This window comes from Jannaschia seohaensis (assembly GCF_900116765.1).
Classification (GTDB): domain Bacteria; phylum Pseudomonadota; class Alphaproteobacteria; order Rhodobacterales; family Rhodobacteraceae; genus Jannaschia; species Jannaschia seohaensis.
The window spans coordinates 1-18,539 of sequence record NZ_UETC01000022.1; the positions used below are offsets into that span (position 1 = coordinate 1).

At 64.5% G+C, this 18,539-nt stretch carries 10 protein-coding genes, 1 pseudogene and 1 other annotated feature; of the genes and pseudogenes, 6 read left to right on the forward strand and 5 right to left on the reverse strand.

Annotation, left to right across the window (positions count from 1 at the left end):
* A partial coding sequence (locus DTQ71_RS21950) for an IS3 family transposase (RefSeq protein WP_109566462.1) occupies positions 1-953 on the forward strand: 953 nt, incomplete at its 5' end.
* Positions 6-122: a sequence feature (AL1L pseudoknot), on the forward strand. Its footprint overlaps the gene before it by 117 nt.
* Positions 954-1,257: 304 nt before the next feature.
* Here DTQ71_RS21950 and DTQ71_RS21955 read toward each other — a convergent pair.
* Positions 1,258-1,776 (reverse strand): GNAT family N-acetyltransferase, encoded by a 519-nt coding sequence (locus tag DTQ71_RS21955; protein ID WP_170125543.1) that lies wholly within the window; start codon positions 1,774-1,776, stop codon positions 1,258-1,260.
* Entirely contained in the window at positions 1,773-2,978 is a 1,206-nt protein-coding gene (locus tag DTQ71_RS21960; RefSeq protein WP_109566436.1) for a GntT/GntP/DsdX family permease, read from the reverse strand. The genes DTQ71_RS21955 and DTQ71_RS21960 overlap by 4 nt, the downstream gene beginning before the upstream one ends.
* An 83-nt stretch (positions 2,979-3,061) precedes the next feature.
* Here DTQ71_RS21960 and DTQ71_RS21965 point away from each other — a divergent pair, with 83 nt between their 5' ends.
* On the forward strand, positions 3,062-3,946 hold the full coding sequence (locus DTQ71_RS21965; RefSeq protein ID WP_109566437.1) for a LysR substrate-binding domain-containing protein: 885 nt from the start codon (positions 3,062-3,064) through the stop codon (positions 3,944-3,946).
* 76 nt (positions 3,947-4,022) lie between these two features.
* On the opposite strand, the pseudogene DTQ71_RS21970 reads toward DTQ71_RS21965, so the two are convergent.
* Positions 4,023-4,457 (reverse strand): annotated as a pseudogene (locus DTQ71_RS21970) (integrase core domain-containing protein); the annotation flags it as partial.
* On the opposite strand from DTQ71_RS21970, the gene DTQ71_RS23725 reads away from it, so the two are divergent.
* Positions 4,420-4,557: a hypothetical protein gene (locus DTQ71_RS23725; RefSeq protein WP_170125542.1), complete on the forward strand. Its 138-nt coding sequence runs from the start codon at positions 4,420-4,422 to the stop codon at positions 4,555-4,557. The pseudogene DTQ71_RS21970 and the gene DTQ71_RS23725 overlap by 38 nt on opposite strands.
* Positions 4,558-4,596: 39 nt before the next feature.
* Here the strand turns inward: DTQ71_RS23725 and DTQ71_RS21975 are convergent, their stop codons facing one another.
* Entirely contained in the window at positions 4,597-4,989 is a 393-nt protein-coding gene (locus tag DTQ71_RS21975; protein WP_109566438.1) for a hypothetical protein, read from the reverse strand.
* The gene (locus tag DTQ71_RS21980) at positions 4,989-5,498 is read right to left on the reverse strand and encodes a CPBP family intramembrane glutamic endopeptidase (RefSeq protein WP_245947695.1); all 510 of its coding nucleotides are present in this window, start codon (positions 5,496-5,498) and stop codon (positions 4,989-4,991) included. Before DTQ71_RS21980 ends, DTQ71_RS21975 begins: the two co-directional genes overlap by 1 nt.
* A gap of 253 nt (positions 5,499-5,751) precedes the next feature.
* Here DTQ71_RS21980 and DTQ71_RS24485 point away from each other — a divergent pair, with 253 nt between their 5' ends.
* Genes DTQ71_RS24485 through DTQ71_RS21990 form a run of 3 tightly spaced genes read left to right on the forward strand, consistent with a single transcriptional unit; the run spans position 5,752 to position 18,416 of the window.
* The gene (locus DTQ71_RS24485) at positions 5,752-6,132 is read left to right on the forward strand and encodes a hypothetical protein (RefSeq protein ID WP_245947696.1); all 381 of its coding nucleotides are present in this window, start codon (positions 5,752-5,754) and stop codon (positions 6,130-6,132) included.
* A complete protein-coding gene (locus tag DTQ71_RS24490) occupies positions 6,045-6,422 on the forward strand; it encodes a type I restriction-modification enzyme R subunit C-terminal domain-containing protein (RefSeq protein WP_342768150.1) in 378 nt (125 codons plus the stop codon). Before DTQ71_RS24485 ends, DTQ71_RS24490 begins: the two co-directional genes overlap by 88 nt.
* A gap of 48 nt (positions 6,423-6,470) precedes the next feature.
* Entirely contained in the window at positions 6,471-18,416 is an 11,946-nt protein-coding gene (locus DTQ71_RS21990) for a hypothetical protein (protein WP_109566440.1), read from the forward strand.
* Positions 18,417-18,539 lie beyond the last annotated feature (123 nt).

An 18,539-nucleotide genomic window follows, 5' to 3' on the forward strand; every position in this document is an offset into this window, starting at 1 on the left:
GCCTCGGCGTATTTTGCGATGGCGGAGCTCGACCGCCGGTCGAAGTGATGGTGGATTTCATCGAGGCGCATCGTGATGCGCATGGGGTCGAGGCGATCTGCGCGGCGCTGCCGATCGCCCCCTCGACCTACTATGATCACTTGGCGAAGCGGGCTGACCCGTCACGCCTGTCGGATCGTGTCCGCCGCGATGAGGCCCTGCGGCCCGAGATCCGGCGGGTTTTCGAAGAAAACTGGCGGGTCTATGGCGTCCGTAAGGTCTGGCGGCAGCTCGTCCGGGAGGGCTTCGACGTCGCACGTTGCACGGTGGCAAGGCTGATGAAGGACATGGGCATCCAAGGCATCATCCGCGGCAAACCGCACCGGACGACGATCCCGGACAAGAAGGTCCCCTGCCCGCTGGACAAGGTGAACCGCGAGTTTCGCGTGCCGGCGCCTAATATGCTCTGGGTCAGCGATTTCACCTATGTCGCCACCTGGAAGGGCTTCGTCTATGGAGCTGTCGTCATCGACGCCTATGCGCGCAAGATCGTCGGCTGGCGCGTCAGCACCTCGGCATACGCGGGCTTCGTTCTGGATGCCTTGGAGCAGGCTGTCCATGACCGGAAACCGACGAAAGCCATGGGGCTGGTCCATCATAGCGATCGCGGCTCGCAATACCTGTCCATTCGCTACACCGAGCGGCTGGCAGAGGCCGGCATCGAACCTTCGGTGGGCAGCGTCGGCGACAGCTATGACAACGCCCTGGCCGAAACCATCAACGGACTCTTCAAAGCGGAAGTCATCCATCGCCGCGGCCCCTGGCGCAGCTTCGAGGCGGTCGAATACGCGACGTTGGAATGGGTCGACTGGTTCAACAATCGCCGCCTCCTCGAGCCTATCGGGAATATCCCGCCTGCCGAAGCTGAGGCCAACTTTTACGCAGCTCTGGAAACTGAAGGCATGGCCGCGTAACTAACCGAAATCAGCCCCCGGCAAACCCGGCGCGGTTCAAAGGTCTTCCTCTCAGCCATCTGCAACAGTCATGGTCTGGTTATGAACCCTGGCCACTAGCAGACCTCTCTTCAAGCGAAACCGTCCCGCCGCCCTATCGAATGGCGCGGTCACTGAGCTGAACAAGGCGCTGTTCCACGGCCCCGTCGGAGACGAATTCAAATTGATCTACCAGCACCGTCAAGCCGCCAAATCCGCTCAGCCGAAGTCGTTGACCAGACATTACGCGGTTTAATAAGGCGTACCACGCTGAGTTTCGCCCCCGCTATCGACCAACCAAGTCGCTGCGGCGTTCCATCATTATGACGTCGCGCCATTGACCCGCACACGGGCCATAGCTCATCAGCCCCAGCATGGCCCTTCTGCCAACAACCGAGAATCCCATTTTCGAATGAAGTGCTAGGCTGGCAGTGTTTTCGGGAAAGACCTGAGCTACCAATGTCCAGTATCCCGCTTTCTCCGAAGTTGAAATCATCTCCTGCAAAAGCTGACGACCCAAACCGCTTCGACGTTGATCGTTCGACACGTAGACAGAGATTTCACCGACGCCCCTATAGGTCATCCGCGTGGATGTTGAAGCAACGCCCGCCCAAGCCGCCGGAACGTTCCTATCTTCCGTAATCAGCGCCAATCCGCACCCTTTCATGTAGCTTGCCGAGAAACTGGTCCAATCATGAGGCTTATCGCTGAATGATGCGTGGCCAGTAGCGAGGCCCTGCGCATGGATTTCCGAAATTGCTGCGGCATCTTCTGGGACCGGTGTCCTGATTACTTCCGAGCTCATGCCAGAAATGCCAGGCACGCCAGCAATAGCGCCATCCCGAAACATGCTTGTGCGACAGCTCCTCCGGTGAGGACCCAGATCGCGCGACCTTCTGCTTCCGTTGCCAGAGCATCCTTGCGCACAAGCCAGTAAAAGCTGTCATTCGGCAAGATAGCGATGAAGGAGCCAAGGCATATCGCGAAAACGGCGCCGACCTCGCTAACGTTGCTACTGGCAACGATCGGAGCCGCAACTGGCGAAATGGCGGCAAATGTCGCCATAGATGAGCCCTGCGTAAGCTTGAACAGAACAGTTAGAAAAAAAAGGGCCAAGAGCGTCGCCGCACCACTGCCTTGTGGGGCAAGGCGATCGAATTCTACCATTTCGGTCAATACAGCACCAAATGCACTGGCCGCCCCGATCAGCAAGAGCAGCGACCCGGTGCGCCTTACAGCGCTGTCGAGACAGGCGCGCCTTGCATCAGGTGACGTTTGAATCAACGCAACGATTGCCGCAGTGACCAATGCTCCTTTGGGCATCAGCAGAAAGTCGAGGACACCGAAACCCGTTTGCCCTATCATACTGCCCGAGACTAACAGTCCGGCCATCACAAAGAACGGCGTGAATGCTTTCAACAGCAGATCGGCTCTGGCAGTTTCAAGTTCAGAGCTGTCCGCATGCTCAACTGCGACAAGACGGGCCCAGATCGCCCCAACGGCCCAAACAGGTAGCGCGAGGCCAATTCCAATAAGCATTAATGCAAGCGGATTTATCTCGGGCGAACCGAGAACGCCCAGCCCTGTGGCTACAATCAGCGGTCCAGCCGGGTAAATTAACTTAAAACCGGCATACGCGCCGAATGCCATGGATAGTTTGTAGCGCCCCGCAGCTGATGAAAGCGCCGCATAGGCGGTATCAGGGCAAATCATGCCAGCACCTGCAATGGGCGATGCGAGCGCCGTGGCCCGACCTGCTGTATCGGAAGCGATGTTTTGACGGGAAAGCGCCGCCGCCAACGTGAACGAAGGCAGCAGGATTAACGCGAATTCTCCCAAGGCGCGCCCGAAGCCAGCGTTAAACCCAGAGATAACCTGCTCCGCGCTGGACCCGCCTACCAGCCCTAGCGTTAGTGCCAGACTGACCATCCAGATGACTAGCGGCAAGTCCGGCAAGTGGGATTTCAAGCCCAAGGTCGTGTTCTGGGAGATCTGGCTGTCCGTCATTTTTTGCCCGCAATTCTGTTTGACTTCATGTCATGTTAAAGTGAGATATGATTCTGACATAATGAGAAAATCCGGGGATCAGCATGCCTTCTACTCATGCAAAGCCGCCGCTGCGATCTTTGCAAGTCTTCGAGGCCGCAGCGCGCTGCGGTAGTTTCACTGCCGCAGGAGCAGAGCTCGGGATCACACAAAGCGGCGTGTCGCGGCAGGTGGCGGACCTTGAGGCCACTCTGGGCATTGCGCTCTTTCTTCGGAATGGCGCCCGGCTGAAGGTTACATCTGCAGGCGAGAGACTGGCGGCTCAACTGGCTGATGCCCTTTACCGTATAAGCAACGCCGTAGCAGAAGCAGGACGATCAGAGCAGGTTGTGACCTTGTCGATGCTCCCATCGGTCGCTGTCCGTTGGTTTGCACCTCGTTTAGGCCAATTTCTTGCCGCACACCCCGATGTCGATCTTCGAATTTCCGCGTCGCGGCACATAGTGAATTTCGACACCGAGGGCATTGACGTAGCGATCCGCTATAGCCCGCATCCTGCGGGTGATGTCGAAGCCATCAGACTTGCAACCGAGACAGTTCAACCCGTTTGCTCACCCGAGTATGCGCGCACGCATGCATTGGAAACGCCAGATGACTTGTACCGCGCTACGCTTCTCTATGGTGATATTCCAGAAGGCTGGTCCGCGTGGTTCGAAGCCACAGGATACAATTCGCCCCCGCCCTGCGGCCCACGTTTGGGAGATGACGGGGCGATCCTCCAGGCAACCGTCGACCATCAGGGCGTGGCATTGGGTCGGTCACTCTTGGTTTCTGACGATATCGCGGCAGGAAGACTGGTGGCGCCGTTCTCCCTGGCACTGGATGCGAGCTACGCATACTGGTTGGTGACGCCTAAAGACACACCAAAAACGCATGCCATAAGCGTCGTGAAGACATGGCTTGTCGATCAGTTCGGGCAGGAGCGCTAGGTTTATCGCGTCGCAAAATGATCGTGAGATGGGGCATGACCTTGACCTGCCCCAAGGAAGTGGTCCGGTTTCAGTCTTAGTGCATGACGGGTTTGGGAGCTACGGTTGGTGTGACCGTCGAAGCGGCTCCGGATGGCGGAGCCGGCCACTGGACCACCTCCGGCGCTGGCGGTCGATAGCCGTGGGATGAGTGCGGGCGCTTGGTGTTGTAGTGCTGGCGCCAGCTCTCGATCACGATCTTCGCCTCGGCCAGGCTGTAGAATATCTCGCCGTTGAGCAGCTCGCCCCTCAGCTTCGCGTTGAAGCTCTCGCAATAGCCGTTCTCCCATGGGCTTCCCGGCTCGATGTAGGCGGTTCGGGCGCCGACGGCGGCGATCCACTCTCTCACGGCCTTGGCAACGAACTCCGGACCATTGTCGGATCTGATATGTTCGGGAACGCCGCGCAGGATGAACGGATCCGACAGCACGTCGATGACGTCGGTTGATCTCAAGCGCCTGTCGATCCGGATCCCCGGCAATTACGCGCCCCTCGTCGAGAACGACGGAGAGGGACCCGGGCGTGTGCCCCGGCGGGTGCAGGGCGCGCGCCGGAAATCCTCGGGCTTTTGACGAGCACGAGCATGGTGGTTCTTTCGCTGGTCTGACCGGTCAAGCAAAGGCCGCCAGTGCAATCAGCACGAATACGATTGGCAGACGCGCTAGCCCGATCCGTCGCCAGCCCTTGTCGGTGTCGATCCCGGACACGGCCTTGCGCCCCTCGGGATTGAAGACCACCGCCGCCCCTTTCAGCGCCCAGCCAAGCGGCACGCCTGCAATCAGCGCCCATCCGGCCCAGTTTCGGTCCGACGCCGCGAAGTCCGCAGCCGCAAGCGCCCAGATAATAAGGAGCCCGGCCGCCGCGGCCCAAAACCAAATCGGTCGACGGGCGCCGCCGTAAGCGGACGCCTCGATCACTTGCCAGCGGCGACCGAGGACAATCATGCCCGCGCTGGTGGCCAGCGCGAGCGCGGCAAGACCGTAGCCGAAGATCGCTATCCACATCAGCTCTGCCTCATTCCGATGTGCCAAAGCCGGAAAGCCGCAACCATGGCGGTCACGGTCAGAAGCACTTGAAAGACGGCCTCGGCTTCAACCGGCATGGGGATCGCCTCGCCCGTGGCGTCGATCATGAAGTGGAAGACCACCATCACGAGGAGCGATCTGTCGGAGGCGAGATAGCCCCATGTCATCACGATGGACTTCATCAGGATCGACCACATGAACAGCCAGAGCACCGGCGGCCCTCCGAACGCGTCGTAATAGCCGGGGATCGCAAAGAGCGGGAGATGCCACGCGTCCCAGACAAGGCCCAGAACACCCGCCGCCGCAAGGGGCGAGACCGCCGTCAGCAGCGCATCGAGCCCGTAGCCGCGCCAGCCGATTTCCTCGGGCAGCGGACCGAGCAGAAACAGGAAGACAGCCAGACCAAGCAAAGCAGCCCATTTGTCCCCAGGGATGGCGAACACCGGTCCCGGCGCGCCGCCGAGCCAGAGCACGCCATGCGCGATCATCCGCGTCGCGGAGGAAGGCGACCCGGGCGCCGCATTCATACTGCCAGAGATCGGGGCCGATGGGCTCGAACCGCGAAGGCACCGGGCCGGCGTTGGTGGGCAGGATCAGTGCGCCGTCCTCCAACGGTGTGACCAAGAGAGGTCCGAGCGCCCTGAACACCTTCGCCCTACCGGCAAACGGTCGACGGTTGGTCAGGGAGAGACCGGCGACCTCCGCCGCCATTTCTTCAGCACCTGGCGGCGGAGTGGTCGTTTGGTCGAACTGATCAAGCCAACAGAGCGCAAGATCGTCATCACCGACTTCGAGGACGAGATCGGCCACGGTGCCGGTATCGACTTGCCCAACGTTGGCTCCGGTGTGGACAAAGGGCGGTTCAAGATGAAGGTCCGTCGCTTCATCGAAGCCCACAGGGACCACATCACGCTCATCAAGCTGCGCAAGGCCGAGCCGTTGGCTGCGCAGGATTTGGAGGAACTGGAGCGCTTCTTCTTGGAGCAGGCATCGCCGCCCCCGAAGATCTGGAGGCCATTAAGGCCGAACAGGGGCTGGGTCGCTTTCCGCGATCTCTCACCGGTCTGGATCGTGCCGCCGCGAAACAGGCGTTCAGCGGCTTCATCGCCGACCGTCGGCTAACCGCCGGTCAGCTTGAGTTTCTTGACCGGATCATCGACGCGCTGTCGGAAACAGGCTTCGTCGATCCAAAGAACTTCTATGTAAGCCCCTACACCGATATCGATAGTCAGGGCAACCGAGGCGATTTGGGTGCGTCCAGGCTCGTTTTCGTGTCGGACGCGAAAATATTGGGCAGGGACCGGCGCGATGTTCCGCAAAACCCGGTCTCAGGGAAGCGCAAGCTGAAATTGCCTCGATCAAATGTAGACAACTCAGATTCCCAGATGGTTCGGTTAATTATGTGTGCGTAAGTCGGTCAAAGAGATCGGGCCCACGACATCAATCCGGGGGACCGTCCGATGACCAACGTTACCACGAATTCCAAGCTGAGCTTCGAGACTCCGACCCAACTGCTGTTTGGCGGCGGCGACCCGATCAGCCTGAGCTATGCCAGCGGCGACGACTTCGTTCTTCGCATCGACGAGCAGTTCTCGATCGTCGATGAGGATCTGGGGCCGCTCGGGGCGCTGTCGGTGGATGGCAAGATCGAACTGACGCTCGGCCTCGTTTTCGAGGCCTCGCTGGGCTCGCTGCCCACGTTCAACACCAGCGCCGACATCCGCGTCAACGCGGCCTATGACAAGGTCCTGATCGGGTCGGATCCGGACGACGCCGTCCGCCGGGGCGACGACATATTCGCCAAGTTCGACTTCTCGGATTTCGAGGTTCTCGGCCTCACCAGCCGCTCGACCGGACTGGGCACCGCGGACACCTTGAACGCGGGCTCCGACGACGAGCAGGTGATCCCGCGCGGCGTTAAGCTGGACCTGATCGCCGGGGCCACGCTTGGGCTGCGCGACATTTACTACAGGTTCCCCTTGGCCCCCTTCGGCGAAGAAATCGACGATTTCGACCTATTCAACGTGCCCGAACAGGCAACGACCCTCTTCAAGATCGACGAGAACAACCAGAGGGTGAACTTCAGGCTGGGCGATTTCTTCGAACTCGACCTTCGCCTCCCGACCGGAGCGAACACGAAGGGGGAGTCGCAAGGCTCTACCCTGGTGTCCAACAAGGGGTTTTCCGACGTCACTTTCGCCGAACTTGTCGGCGATCTCGACCTGATGCTCACGCGCCTCTTGGGCAATATTCCCGGCGTCGGCGCCGTCGCCAAGGCGCTGGAGAAGTCGCTGTTCTTCAAGGACGAGCTCGATCTGGCGGACTTCGTCCCGTTTCTCGACGATAACCTTCTCACCTTCGAGCTGTCGTTCGTGGACGTCAACGGAAAGGCCGGACTGAAGGTCACCGAGGAAGTGACGGTCGATTACGGCGAGACGAACGGTATCGAAGGCGTCACCCTCGGCCTGAACAGCGACGACTTCCAGGAGGAGTTCAACGCCTTCCTGGGCCTTGGAAGCGACTTCGATCCCGGTGCGGGACAGACGCCGCAGGTGACGGTGACGCTGGTCTCCGACAGCGGCACACCGGACGACCTGGCCGACGACCGGGTCGTGCAAGGGTCACTCGGCGACGACGAGATCCTGGTTCCCCTGCCCGATCTTCTCGGCGAGGAAAGCCGCGACTTTGTCCGCATCATCGGCGTCGACGCCTTCTTCGACATCGACGAGGCCCTTGTCACCCATAGCGTCGGGTTGGGCGGCAGCTTCCAGGTCGATGTCACGGTTCTCAAGCTGGCCGTCAGGGGCGATCTGGGCGAGACGCTGGGCATCAGCTTCGGCCCGGCGGTCGAGGAGACCATCCCCGAAGGCGGGGTCAACTTCTCGCTCCTCGACTTCTTCGAGCAGAAATTCCTGCTGGAGGGCGGGACCTTCGACATCCCCGACGACGGGAAGCTTTCGAACCCGGGTGCCGGCCCGTCGCGGCTGGACCAGCTCGGCTACCGCCCGGGCGCCTTCGGGCCCGCCCCCGCGTCGGAGCGCTACGAGTTCATCTTCTCGGAGATCGAGCCCGAGGGGTTCGACCCGGATTCGCCCGACGCCTTCGCCGTGCTCAAGGCCTTCGGCGAGGCCGTACAGGAGCGGATCGACCTAGCCAACACCGTGATGGCGCCATTCCTGCCAGATGGCGCGCAGGAAGTGATCCTGACCGGATCGAACCTGTTGGTGGAGCAGGACAGAGGCCAAAGGCTGGAGGACCCGAACTACACCAACGAAAATCGGCTGGAGCGGCAATTCGGGATCTGGCCGGCGAGCGACGCGGGCAATGTGGCCAGGGTGCAGTTGCGCGTGCTCGGCGAGGAGGACCGCAACTTCGTGATCGCCGCGCCGACCTTCGAAGGGCAGACTTTCGACGAGGGGCTGCGCTTCAGGCTCGATATCCTCACGGACCCCGATGGCGGCGTTGACCCTCGAAGGTTCGTCGAGTTCGGAGCGGACGCCACGAATTCGGAACTTGGCGACTACTTCGCCGAACGCCTTTCCTTTGCTGTCAGAGCGGAAACACAGCTCCAGAATGTCGACGAATACCGTTATTCGATCGGCACACAACAGCTGCGTTCAACCGTCGACGAGCGCCCCAACGACGGGGATGCAGCCAATGTACGCGCGGCGCCGGACTTCCAGCCGCTCGCCATCAACGTCGTCGGCACCGACAAGGACGACGTGGTCGTCTACACCGGGTCGACTTCGCTGCGGCAGTTCCCGCGCACCGAGGCGCCGGTCTATCTCGATGGCAATGGCGTCAGCGATCCGCGCGTGGGTGAGCGGGACCTCTTCGTCGGCGACTTCCGCACCGCGCATCCCGACCAGCACATCATCTGGGACATCCGCGCGCAGCAGTTGCGCGAGCAGGTCGGGGGCACGACGACCGTCGCGAATCCGTTCGGCGACGTCTCGGGGGCGTTCGAGGACGTCGGCAAGACCGCGCCCGCCACCATCGAGGTCGGCGCCTTCGATAGCGGCCCGAACCTCTTTTTCTTCCGCGCGGACGGCACGCGCGACCACGCCACCAACGTGCGCGACATGGAACGGTTCGTGCTGCGGCTGGGCGATGGGCCGGACACATTGCGCACCGGCATCGACGACGAAGACTATATCGAGATGGGCGGCGGCGACGACGCGCTCGGGATCAGCGTCGACTTCTTTAACGGACGCGACCGCTGGTCGCTCGATGGCGGCAACGACACCGCGATCCTGTTTCGCACCGAGATAGGCCGGCTCGTCAACGCACCATTCGATTCGCTGTTCAGCGGCGTGCTCTCCGGCGGTCAGGGCATCGACGAGCTGCTGGTCACGAAGGATCCGGATATCGGCGAGCCTATCGTGGGCCAGACCGCGCTGCGGATCACGCAGCCGGGTGAAGACAGCTTCCCGACCGGGTTCACGCCGGACGATCTCGATCCCGTGGAGTTCGGCCTCCTCTTCTTCCAGGACGCGCTCAATTTTGCGACGGACCTGTCCGAGGTGCTCGGCGCCGGAGACCCTGACCGCGCGACGCGTGACGTCTGGAGCGGGATCACCCAGACCGACATCACGAGCACCCCGACCATCGACGTCTTCCTTGCCGGACCGCGCAGCAACTTCGTCCGCGTTGGGAGCGACGTCGAGGAGATCAGCGTGGTCGGCAACGACCGGGGCGCGGATGTCGTCTTCTATGCCGGCGGCGATGTCTACGCGGGCGGCACCTCCGACGAGTCCACCCAGCCGGTCGACGTCTTCGTGGCGCGCTTCACCGACTGGGAGGAGGTGAAAAGCGGCACGCGCACCCTGCCGGGCGGAACGACCGAGGTGGTGCGGCCGGGGGTCGTGCTGATCGGCGCCCCGACCGCTCAGTCGCCGGACGTCAACGCGACCGATGGTGTCTTTGCCGGCGCCAACGTTACCGATTTCGAACGCTTCATCGTCGAGGGCAGCAACCAGGCGGACATCCTCTTCGGCGGGGCCGAGGATGACGTGCTGATGGGCGCCGGCGGAAACGACCGGATCGACGGCGGCGAGGGGGCCGACACGATCGCTGGCGGCAGCGGCAACGACGTGATGTCGGTCACACCGGAGCTGGGCGGGTCCAATATCGTGTTCGGCGACACCCTGAACTCCCTTGCGCTCGTCGACATCCTGAATCCCGCTCGGGCCGGCCTCGACGACGACCTGCTGATCATTCGCGGCAACGAGGCCTTCGAGACATCTGACCTCGACCTGGGCATTCGGATCACCGCGGTGCTCGACGGTGAGGACGCGGAAAGGATTACGCTGGACGCGGATGCGTCGTTCGACGACGCGCAGCGCGTTCTGGACGAGAGCCGCTCGGGCCTGCGCGACGCCCAGAACCCGACGATCTACAGCTATGGCGACGCGGAGGCGGAGGTCCGGGCGATCGGCGTCGAGCGGGTGCATCTCGAAGGCACGGACCGCAACGACGACATGCTGCTGCATGACGGCGGCGTGTTCTACTCGGGCGGCGAGCGCGAAGGTGACGCCGACCTGTTCGTCGCCGACTTCTCGAACCAGTCGATCGGCATCTCGCTGGTGATCGAGGACGACGTGATCGAGGGCGACACCAACGCGGTGCGGCTCGAGAACGGGGTCTTCGTGGAGGGTCTAGACCGACTGATAACGATCCACGGCACCGGCGACGACACCATCGTCGGCGGGCGGCTCGACGACCGGATTGATGGCGGCGCCGGCGATGACGGGCTGACCGGCGGCGCGGGTGCGGACGAGCTGTTCGGCGGCAGCGGGGACGACACTGTCTATTGGGAGGCCGATGACGGGGCCGACCTGGCCGATGGCGGCGACGACTTCGACCGTCTCATCGTGTCCAACACCCGCGAGGACGGGCGAGCCTTCGCGCAGGCGGGGCTGGAGCAGAGCATCGTCGTCTCGAGCGGGAACGCCGTCGAGGGGAACCTCAGTTTCTCCCTGGAGACGCTGACGGCCGAGACCACCTCGAACGAGATTCGCGGCACCTTCGGTGACTCCTTGCTGGTGACGGCGGTCGACTTCTTCGGCGACGACGGTGGGTCCAGGATCGCTTTCGGGGCAGACCAGTCCATCAGGTACGGCGCCTTCGAGGGGGTCGACATCGCGGGCTCGGACGAGTTCGACGACATCCTGCTGTACCAGGGCGGGCTGGTCTATTCGGGCGGAGAGCGCGCGGGCGATGCCGACGTGTTCGCCGCTGACTTCTCGCGCGGCCGGTCGACCCTGTTCACGGATGGGCTTGGGCAGGAATTCGGCGGGCTCATCCTCGACACGCGCGATGCCGCGCCGGGCGAGGAGTCGGTGGTCGATATCGGCAACGGCGTCAACGTCGGAGGCATCGAGCGCCTCGTCGTCCGGCTCAACGAAGGCGACGACCAGGTCTTCGGCGGCGCGCTCGACGACATCATCGAGACCGAGGGCGGCCGCGACGTGGTCGCAGCATCGCTGGGCAACGACACGATCGATCTCGGCACGGGCGATGACCGGGTCGAGTATATCGGCGGCACGCAGCGGATCTCGGGCGGAGCGGACCTCGACCGCATCTCGATCGGCGCGCAGGAATCTGGCTATTCCATCCTGGAGATCGCGGCCGGATCCTCATCGATCACCATCGACGCTACCTCGGACGTGCCATTGTCGGACCGGCGCGATGACCTCTCGACGGTTGTGAACGCTGGGGCCGCGGCTGCGGCGTCGGCCGTGTTCACGATGATCCACGATTTCGGCTCCGTCACCTATGACGGGTTCGAAGCCGTAACCGCGTCGGGCGACGACGCGCGCGATGTCCTGATCGGATCCAGCGCGGAGGGCGTGCTGTCGTCCGACGGCGGCGACGACATCCTCATCTCGGGGGCTGGCGACGACCTGATGATCGGCGGTCTGGGCACCGACCGATATGTGCTGGGCCGCGACTTCGGCCGCGATATCATCGTCGGCGAGACCCAGGGCCGCACTGAGATCCACATTATCGGCCGCAAACTCGCGGATGCGACCCTCTTCTCCGACCAGACGCAAAGCGACCTGATCCTGATCTTCGAGGAAAACGCGCAGCTGACGATCCGCGACTATTTCGCAGTCAGCACGGTGCCGCAGAACTACGTCTTCTTCACCGATGACGAACAGGACGGCCGCACCCTGACCGCAGGCGAGTTGCCCTCATCGGTCACCGAACCATCGGGCCTGCCCGCACGGGGCAACCGGGTCTTCGGCACCGAAGCCGACGAGATCTTCGACCTCAATTCCGACGGGGCGGACGTGTTCTTCGGCTTCGGCGGCAACGATGCCTTCCTCGGCAGCCCCGGCGCCGACATCTTCGACGGGTCGAGCGGGCGCGACTTCGTAAGCTACGAGGACTCCGATGACGGCGTCATCATCGCGCTCGACAACAGGTTCCTCCAGCGACGCAGGAGCGACGATCCGGGCGACGACGAGGGCGATGTCTTCGTGAGCATCGAGGATGTCATCGGCTCGACGCAGGGCGACTTCCTGATCGGCAGCAGCGATGACAACTACATCTCCGCGCGTGGCGGCAACGACGTGCTGCGCGGCCTGGGCGGGCGCGACCTGCTGATCGGCGGCGCCGACAGCGACCGGCTGGACGGCGGGGAAGGCAACGACTCCCTGTTCGGCGGCGAAGGGGGCGATTTCTTCGCGGGCGGGCCGATCGGGCTCGATCCCCGCGCGCTCTTCATCGGGCGTGCGCGCGACGAGGACGAGGAACTGCTCGAGGAGGCACTGGCGCAGTTCGGCCTGGAGTTCGGCGCGGGCGACGACTTCCTTTCGGGTGACGGCGGCGACGACGTCTTCGATGACCGGTTCGGCGACAACACCATCGTCGGCGGGGCGGGCGACGACGACGCCTTTGCCGGCGCAGGGGCAGACAGATACGTCTATGACGATGCCACCGACGCCGCCGGCGCGGTGATCGAGGGCTCGGGCGGGCGCGACCTGTTCCACGCCCACGACCTCGGCTTCCGTTCGCCCGATGATAACACCGACCTTCGCGACTCCGTGGACACCGGCGGCGACACGATCGACCTGTCGGAGTTCACCGCCGCCGTGGCCATCGACCTCGACGATCCGGATGCCGACGTGCCGAACGCAGATGTTGGCACGGTGAAGGGCACGGTTAAGCGGGCGGCGGGCGCCTATGCCGACACCGTCACGGTCGGGGCCGACGGGAACGTCACGCTGGTCGATTTCGCGGGCGTGGAGAACGCCGTCGGCTCGGACCTGAGCGACGTCATCGATGGCTCGGACGCGGCCAACCTGCTGGAGGGCGGGGCCGGCGATGACCTGCTGAGCGGCGGCCGCGGATCGGACACGATCGATGGCGGGCTGGGCGAGGACACCGTCGATTACGGCGCCGAGGGGCTGAGCGCGGGCATCGAGGTCACGCTGGTCTCGAGCGGGCTGGAAGAAGTCCAGGACGATCTCGAGCCGGGGACGGCCGTCATAGCAGAGGGCGAGACCGACCGGCTGATCGACATCGAGGCCGTGATCGGAACGACCTTCGCCGATGTCATCGTGGGCGGCGACGGGAACGAGATCATCGCCGGAAATGGCGGCGACGACACGCTGGACGGCGGCGCCGGGACCGACACGCTGGACCTGTCGCGCGTGCCCGAGGGTGCCGATTTCGTGCAATTCTTCACCGGCCTCGAAACCCCGGACGACCCGGATGCGCTGGCCCCGTTCGAGGAATCTCAACTGTTCTTCGACGACGCGCGCGCCCCGCTGTCGATCCAGACGCGGAACTTCGAGAACCTGATCCTGGGCATCTACGACAGCTTCGTCATCCTCGCCGGAGACGTGAACCGCGAGGTCGATCTTGGCGGCGGCGAGAATTTCCTGAGCACGGGTCTTGGCGCAGACACGATCACGGGCGGCATCGGCAGCGACACCGTACAGTCCGGCGGCGGCGACGACGTCTATGTCTATGGCGGCGGCCGCGGCGATTTCGACGGAGAGGACGGGTTCGACACGCTGGATCTGAGCCAGCTTGTCGACGCGGAAGTCAGGATGTCTTCTGACGGCTCGGGAATTGCCTTTCTGCGGGGGACGTCCGACGTTCTGGTCAGCTTCAGGAACGTGGAGCGGGTCACCGGCTCGATCGGCGGCGACCTGTTCGTCGGCGATCCGGACGACGCCCGGAACGAGCAGGTCGAAGGCGGGGCGGGCAACGACACTCTGGTCGGCGGCAACGGCGCGGATCTTCTTCTCGGCGGCGCCGATGACGACTTCCTCCGGGGCGAGTCCGGCGACGACACGCTGGACGGCGGCGCAGGGACCGACACCATAGACGGCGGGACCGGCAACGACGTGCTGCTGGTTTCGGACGACGCCATCGGCACCGGCGTGAACGCCTTCGACGGCGGGGAAGACGACGACACGGTCGATCTGAGCGGCCTGAGCGGCCCGGCCACGATCGACGACGGGACGGTGTCTGCGCTCGACGCGGACGGCGCAGAGGTCGATCTGGTCACGTTCGAGAACGTCGAGGAGGTGATCGGCACCTCCGGCGACGACAGGCTGGACGAGAACGAAGCCACCGATGGGAGTAGGATCGTCGCCCGCTTCGATGGCGGCGCAGGGGACGACATCGCTGCTGATCCTCTGATCTTCAGCAACGAGACCGGGCTCCTGATTGACGATTTCTTCTTCCTCGGGGGGGTCGGCTTCGACATCATCGACTACCGCATCAACGACGCGCGGTTCCTCGGGGACGGCGTTCGCGTCGACCTGCGCGACGGGACGCTCGGATCGGAAGGTCTGGACCCGGGCACCGACGTGGCACGTTTCTCGCAGGTCGAGGGTGTCATCGGCACCGACGGTGACGACCGGTTCTTCGGCAGCGACGGGGATAACCTGTTCACGGGCGGCGAAGGCGAAGACCGGATCGAGGGCCGTCTCGGCTTCGATGTCGTCGATTACAGCCGCGAGGATGGCGAGCGTGCGATCGTAGCCCAACTCGAGGCGAGACCAGAGACCGGTCTCGGCTCGGCCCTCGACACCTTCGGCCAGACGGATGTTCTGGTCTCCATCGAGGGCGTCATCGGCACCGCGCAGGCCGACCTCATCAACGGCAGCACGCTCGCGAACCTGCTGGACGGGGGCGATGGCGACGACACGCTTGCGGGCCTCGATGGCGACGACACCATCGTCGACGGCGGCGGCAGCGACTCGGTGCTTGCGGGCGATGGCAACGATACCATCGTCCACGTGGCCGATGCGCTTCCCGACGATTTCGTGCCCGCCGATCCGTCCTTCTTCCTTGCGAGCTTCGACCAGTATGACGGCGGCGCGGGCGATGCGGACGTGCTCGACCTGTCCGGCGCGGTGGGCGGTCTCGTGGCGACCATCAACTTCACGGGCACGAGCTTCCTGCTGACCGATCCGGGTCTGGACATAAACCCGAACGAGGAACCCGACGAGAACGGCCTGACGCGGGTCGACTTCCTGCAGGGGCTCGCGACGTTCACCGGCATCGAACAGATTATCGGCTCCGATTTCGGTGACTTTCTCAACGGCAATGACGAGGACAACAACATCTCTGGCGGGCGCGGCGACGATACCGTCTCGGGCGGCGTCGGGCTCGACACGCTCGATGGCGGCACTGGCTTCGACATCCTGGCCATCACGGGCGGGACGCAGCGGGAAGACGGCACCAGAGGCGGCGCCTTCGTCGACCTGACGGCAGGCGTGCTGATCGACGGCGACGGCAATGTCGAGACGGCCACCAATTTCGAGGGAGTCGAGGGCGGTTCCAGCGACGATACCGTCCTGGGCTCGGCCGGTCAGGACACGATGAACGGCGGCCGCGGCGCGGACCTGCTGATCGGGGGCGACGGGGTCGACTTGCTCGACCTGTCGCGCTCCGACTTCGCCAACGGCCAGATCGGCGACACCTCGGGCGAATTCGACCCCCGCCGTGGCGAGGGCGCGATCGTCTTTCTCGACGCACGCCTGGCCGAGGGCCGGCTGCCCGACGGGGTCGAACCGCCGGAGAGCGGCGGTCTCGTGCGCGATACCTTCGACGGCCTCGACCGCGTGTTGGAGTTCGAGAATGTGCGAGGCTCCCGCTTCAACGATGTCATCGTCGGCGACGGCAACCGCAACGTGCTGGAAGGCCGGGCGGGCAACGACACGCTGGAAGGCGGGGGCGGCCGCGACATCCTGCTGGGCGGCGCGGGCGCGGACGTGTTCCGCCTGGCACCCGGCGGCGGCGAGGTCATCGTCGGCGATTTCGACGTGACCGAGGACGCGATCGACCTCACAGCCTTCGAGTTGTCGGATATCGAGCGTGCCATCGACCTGCGGCCGCGCGACCCCGAGCTTCTGGAGGAGGGCGCGATCCTGCGCCTGCGCGACGGGACCACGATCGTCATTGCCGATCTCGACCCCGGAGACCTGCCCGACCTGCGCCTGATCCTGCCCGACGGCGCCCCGGCGGAGTTGTTCGCGGGCGAAGAGGGCGGGACGCTCGAAGGCTCCGTGCGAGCTGAGCGCCTGTTCGGCCGCGCGGCCCCCGACCTGATCCTCGGCGGCGCCGGCAATGACGAGTTCGTCGGCAGCGGAGGCAACGACACCCTGGACGGCGGCGAGGGGCGCGACGTCGTCTTCTACACCGCCACGACGGCACCGGTTCTCGCCGATCTCGGACAGGGCCTCGTCCTCGCCGAGGAGGGCACCGACACCCTCGTGTCGATCGAGGGGATCGTGACGGGGGGCGCGGACGACCGGGTGCGCGGCTCCGGCGATGCCGACTCCATCGATCTGGGCGACGGGGCAGATGCCGTCGAGACGGGCTCGGGCGCCGACACGGTCACCACCGGCGCGGGCGCCGACACCGTATCGGGCGCACTGTCCGATCTCGACGGTGATCTCGTCACCGATTTCGGCGAAGGCGACAGCATCGTCATCGAGGGCGCCCGGCTGAACAGCCAGGATGTCTTGTTGACGGCCGGTTCTGCGGTGTTCGACATCGACGGAGATGGCGACGGGGTGATCGACGCCAACTTCCGCCTCAACGGCGATTTCACGAACGCGTTGTTCGGCGTGTCGCGGACGGAGTCGGGCGACACGGTCCTGACCAATATCGGTGTCGATCGCGCCAACGTGCTGCTCACGGGGTCGCGGGACACCTTCACGACGCTCACCCGAGAGTCGCTGATTGACGCGGCCGCGGGCGACGACACGGTCACCGCGACCGGCGAGGGCGCCACGCTGATCGGCGGTCGCGGAGATGACAGCCTGACCGGCGGCGACGGCGGACAGGTGCTGTTCGGCGGCCGCGGCTCGGACACGTTGGAGGGCGGCGCGGGCGACGACACCTATGTCTTCACCGCCTCGGACGCGGCACCGGGCCGCGCCACGCGCGACCTGCTGATCGGGCTCGGAGACGGACAGGATACGGTCGTCCTGGACGGGTTCGGGTTCGAGTCCGCGCGGGACGTGCCGTTGCGGTTCCTCGGCGACGGGCTGGAGGTGCTGCTGAGCCCGGACCTATCGATTGAGCTGACGGAAATCACGCTGGCCAACATCTCGCTGGACTTCGGCGCGGCGGACCTCCTCTCGCTGGCGTCGTTGTCGCAGACGGCGCTGACGACCAATGCGGGTGCGGCGGCGGGCGACCTGTTCCTCGACATTCGCGAGACCGGCGACAGTCTGTTCGGCGGCGATGGCAACGACACGATCGGCGGGGGCGGCGGCGGCGACTTCATCGATGGCGGCGCGCGGACCGACCTCCTCACCTACCGCACCGCCGGCGAGGGCATCGCCGTCAGCCTGGCAACGGGTCTCGGATCGGCAGGCGACGCCGACGGAGACCGCGTCGTCAACTTCGAGAACGTCGAAGGCTCAGATTTCGACGACGTGATCGAGGGCGATGCCCTCGCCAACGTGCTCGACGGGCAAGACGGCAACGACGATCTGTTCGGCGGGCGGGGCGCCGACATCCTCGACGGCGGAGCCGGACGCGACTTCCTGTTGGGCGAGAGCGGGGCGGATGTCATCAACGGCGGCGACGGGGCGGACATCCTGGCTGGGCAGGCCGGGAACGACGTCCTTAATGGCGGCGCGGGGCGCGACTTCTTCGTGTTGCTGGCAGGCGGGCCACAGGGCCTCGACGTGATCGAGGATTTCGACGAAGACGACGCGCTTCTGTTCGACGACCGTTTGTTCGCGGGCCTGGGCGATAGCTCCACGAACCTGCGGCCTTTCGGCTTCTCGGAGATCATCACGGTCATCCGTTCGGGTCAGCTGGCCTACGACCGGGCCAGCGGCACGGTCTCGATCGACGGCACCGCGGTCGCCGACCTGACCGACGGGCTGCGACTGGGGCTGGATGACGTGCTCCTGTTCTAACACATCGAGGCCGCCGGGGGCGCTTTGCGTCTTGGGCGGCCTCGATGGTGTGACCGCCCCTCGACGGCATCTGGTGTGCCAAGGTGGGTCAGCGACGATCCACAGAGAGGGAGGGTCGTGTCG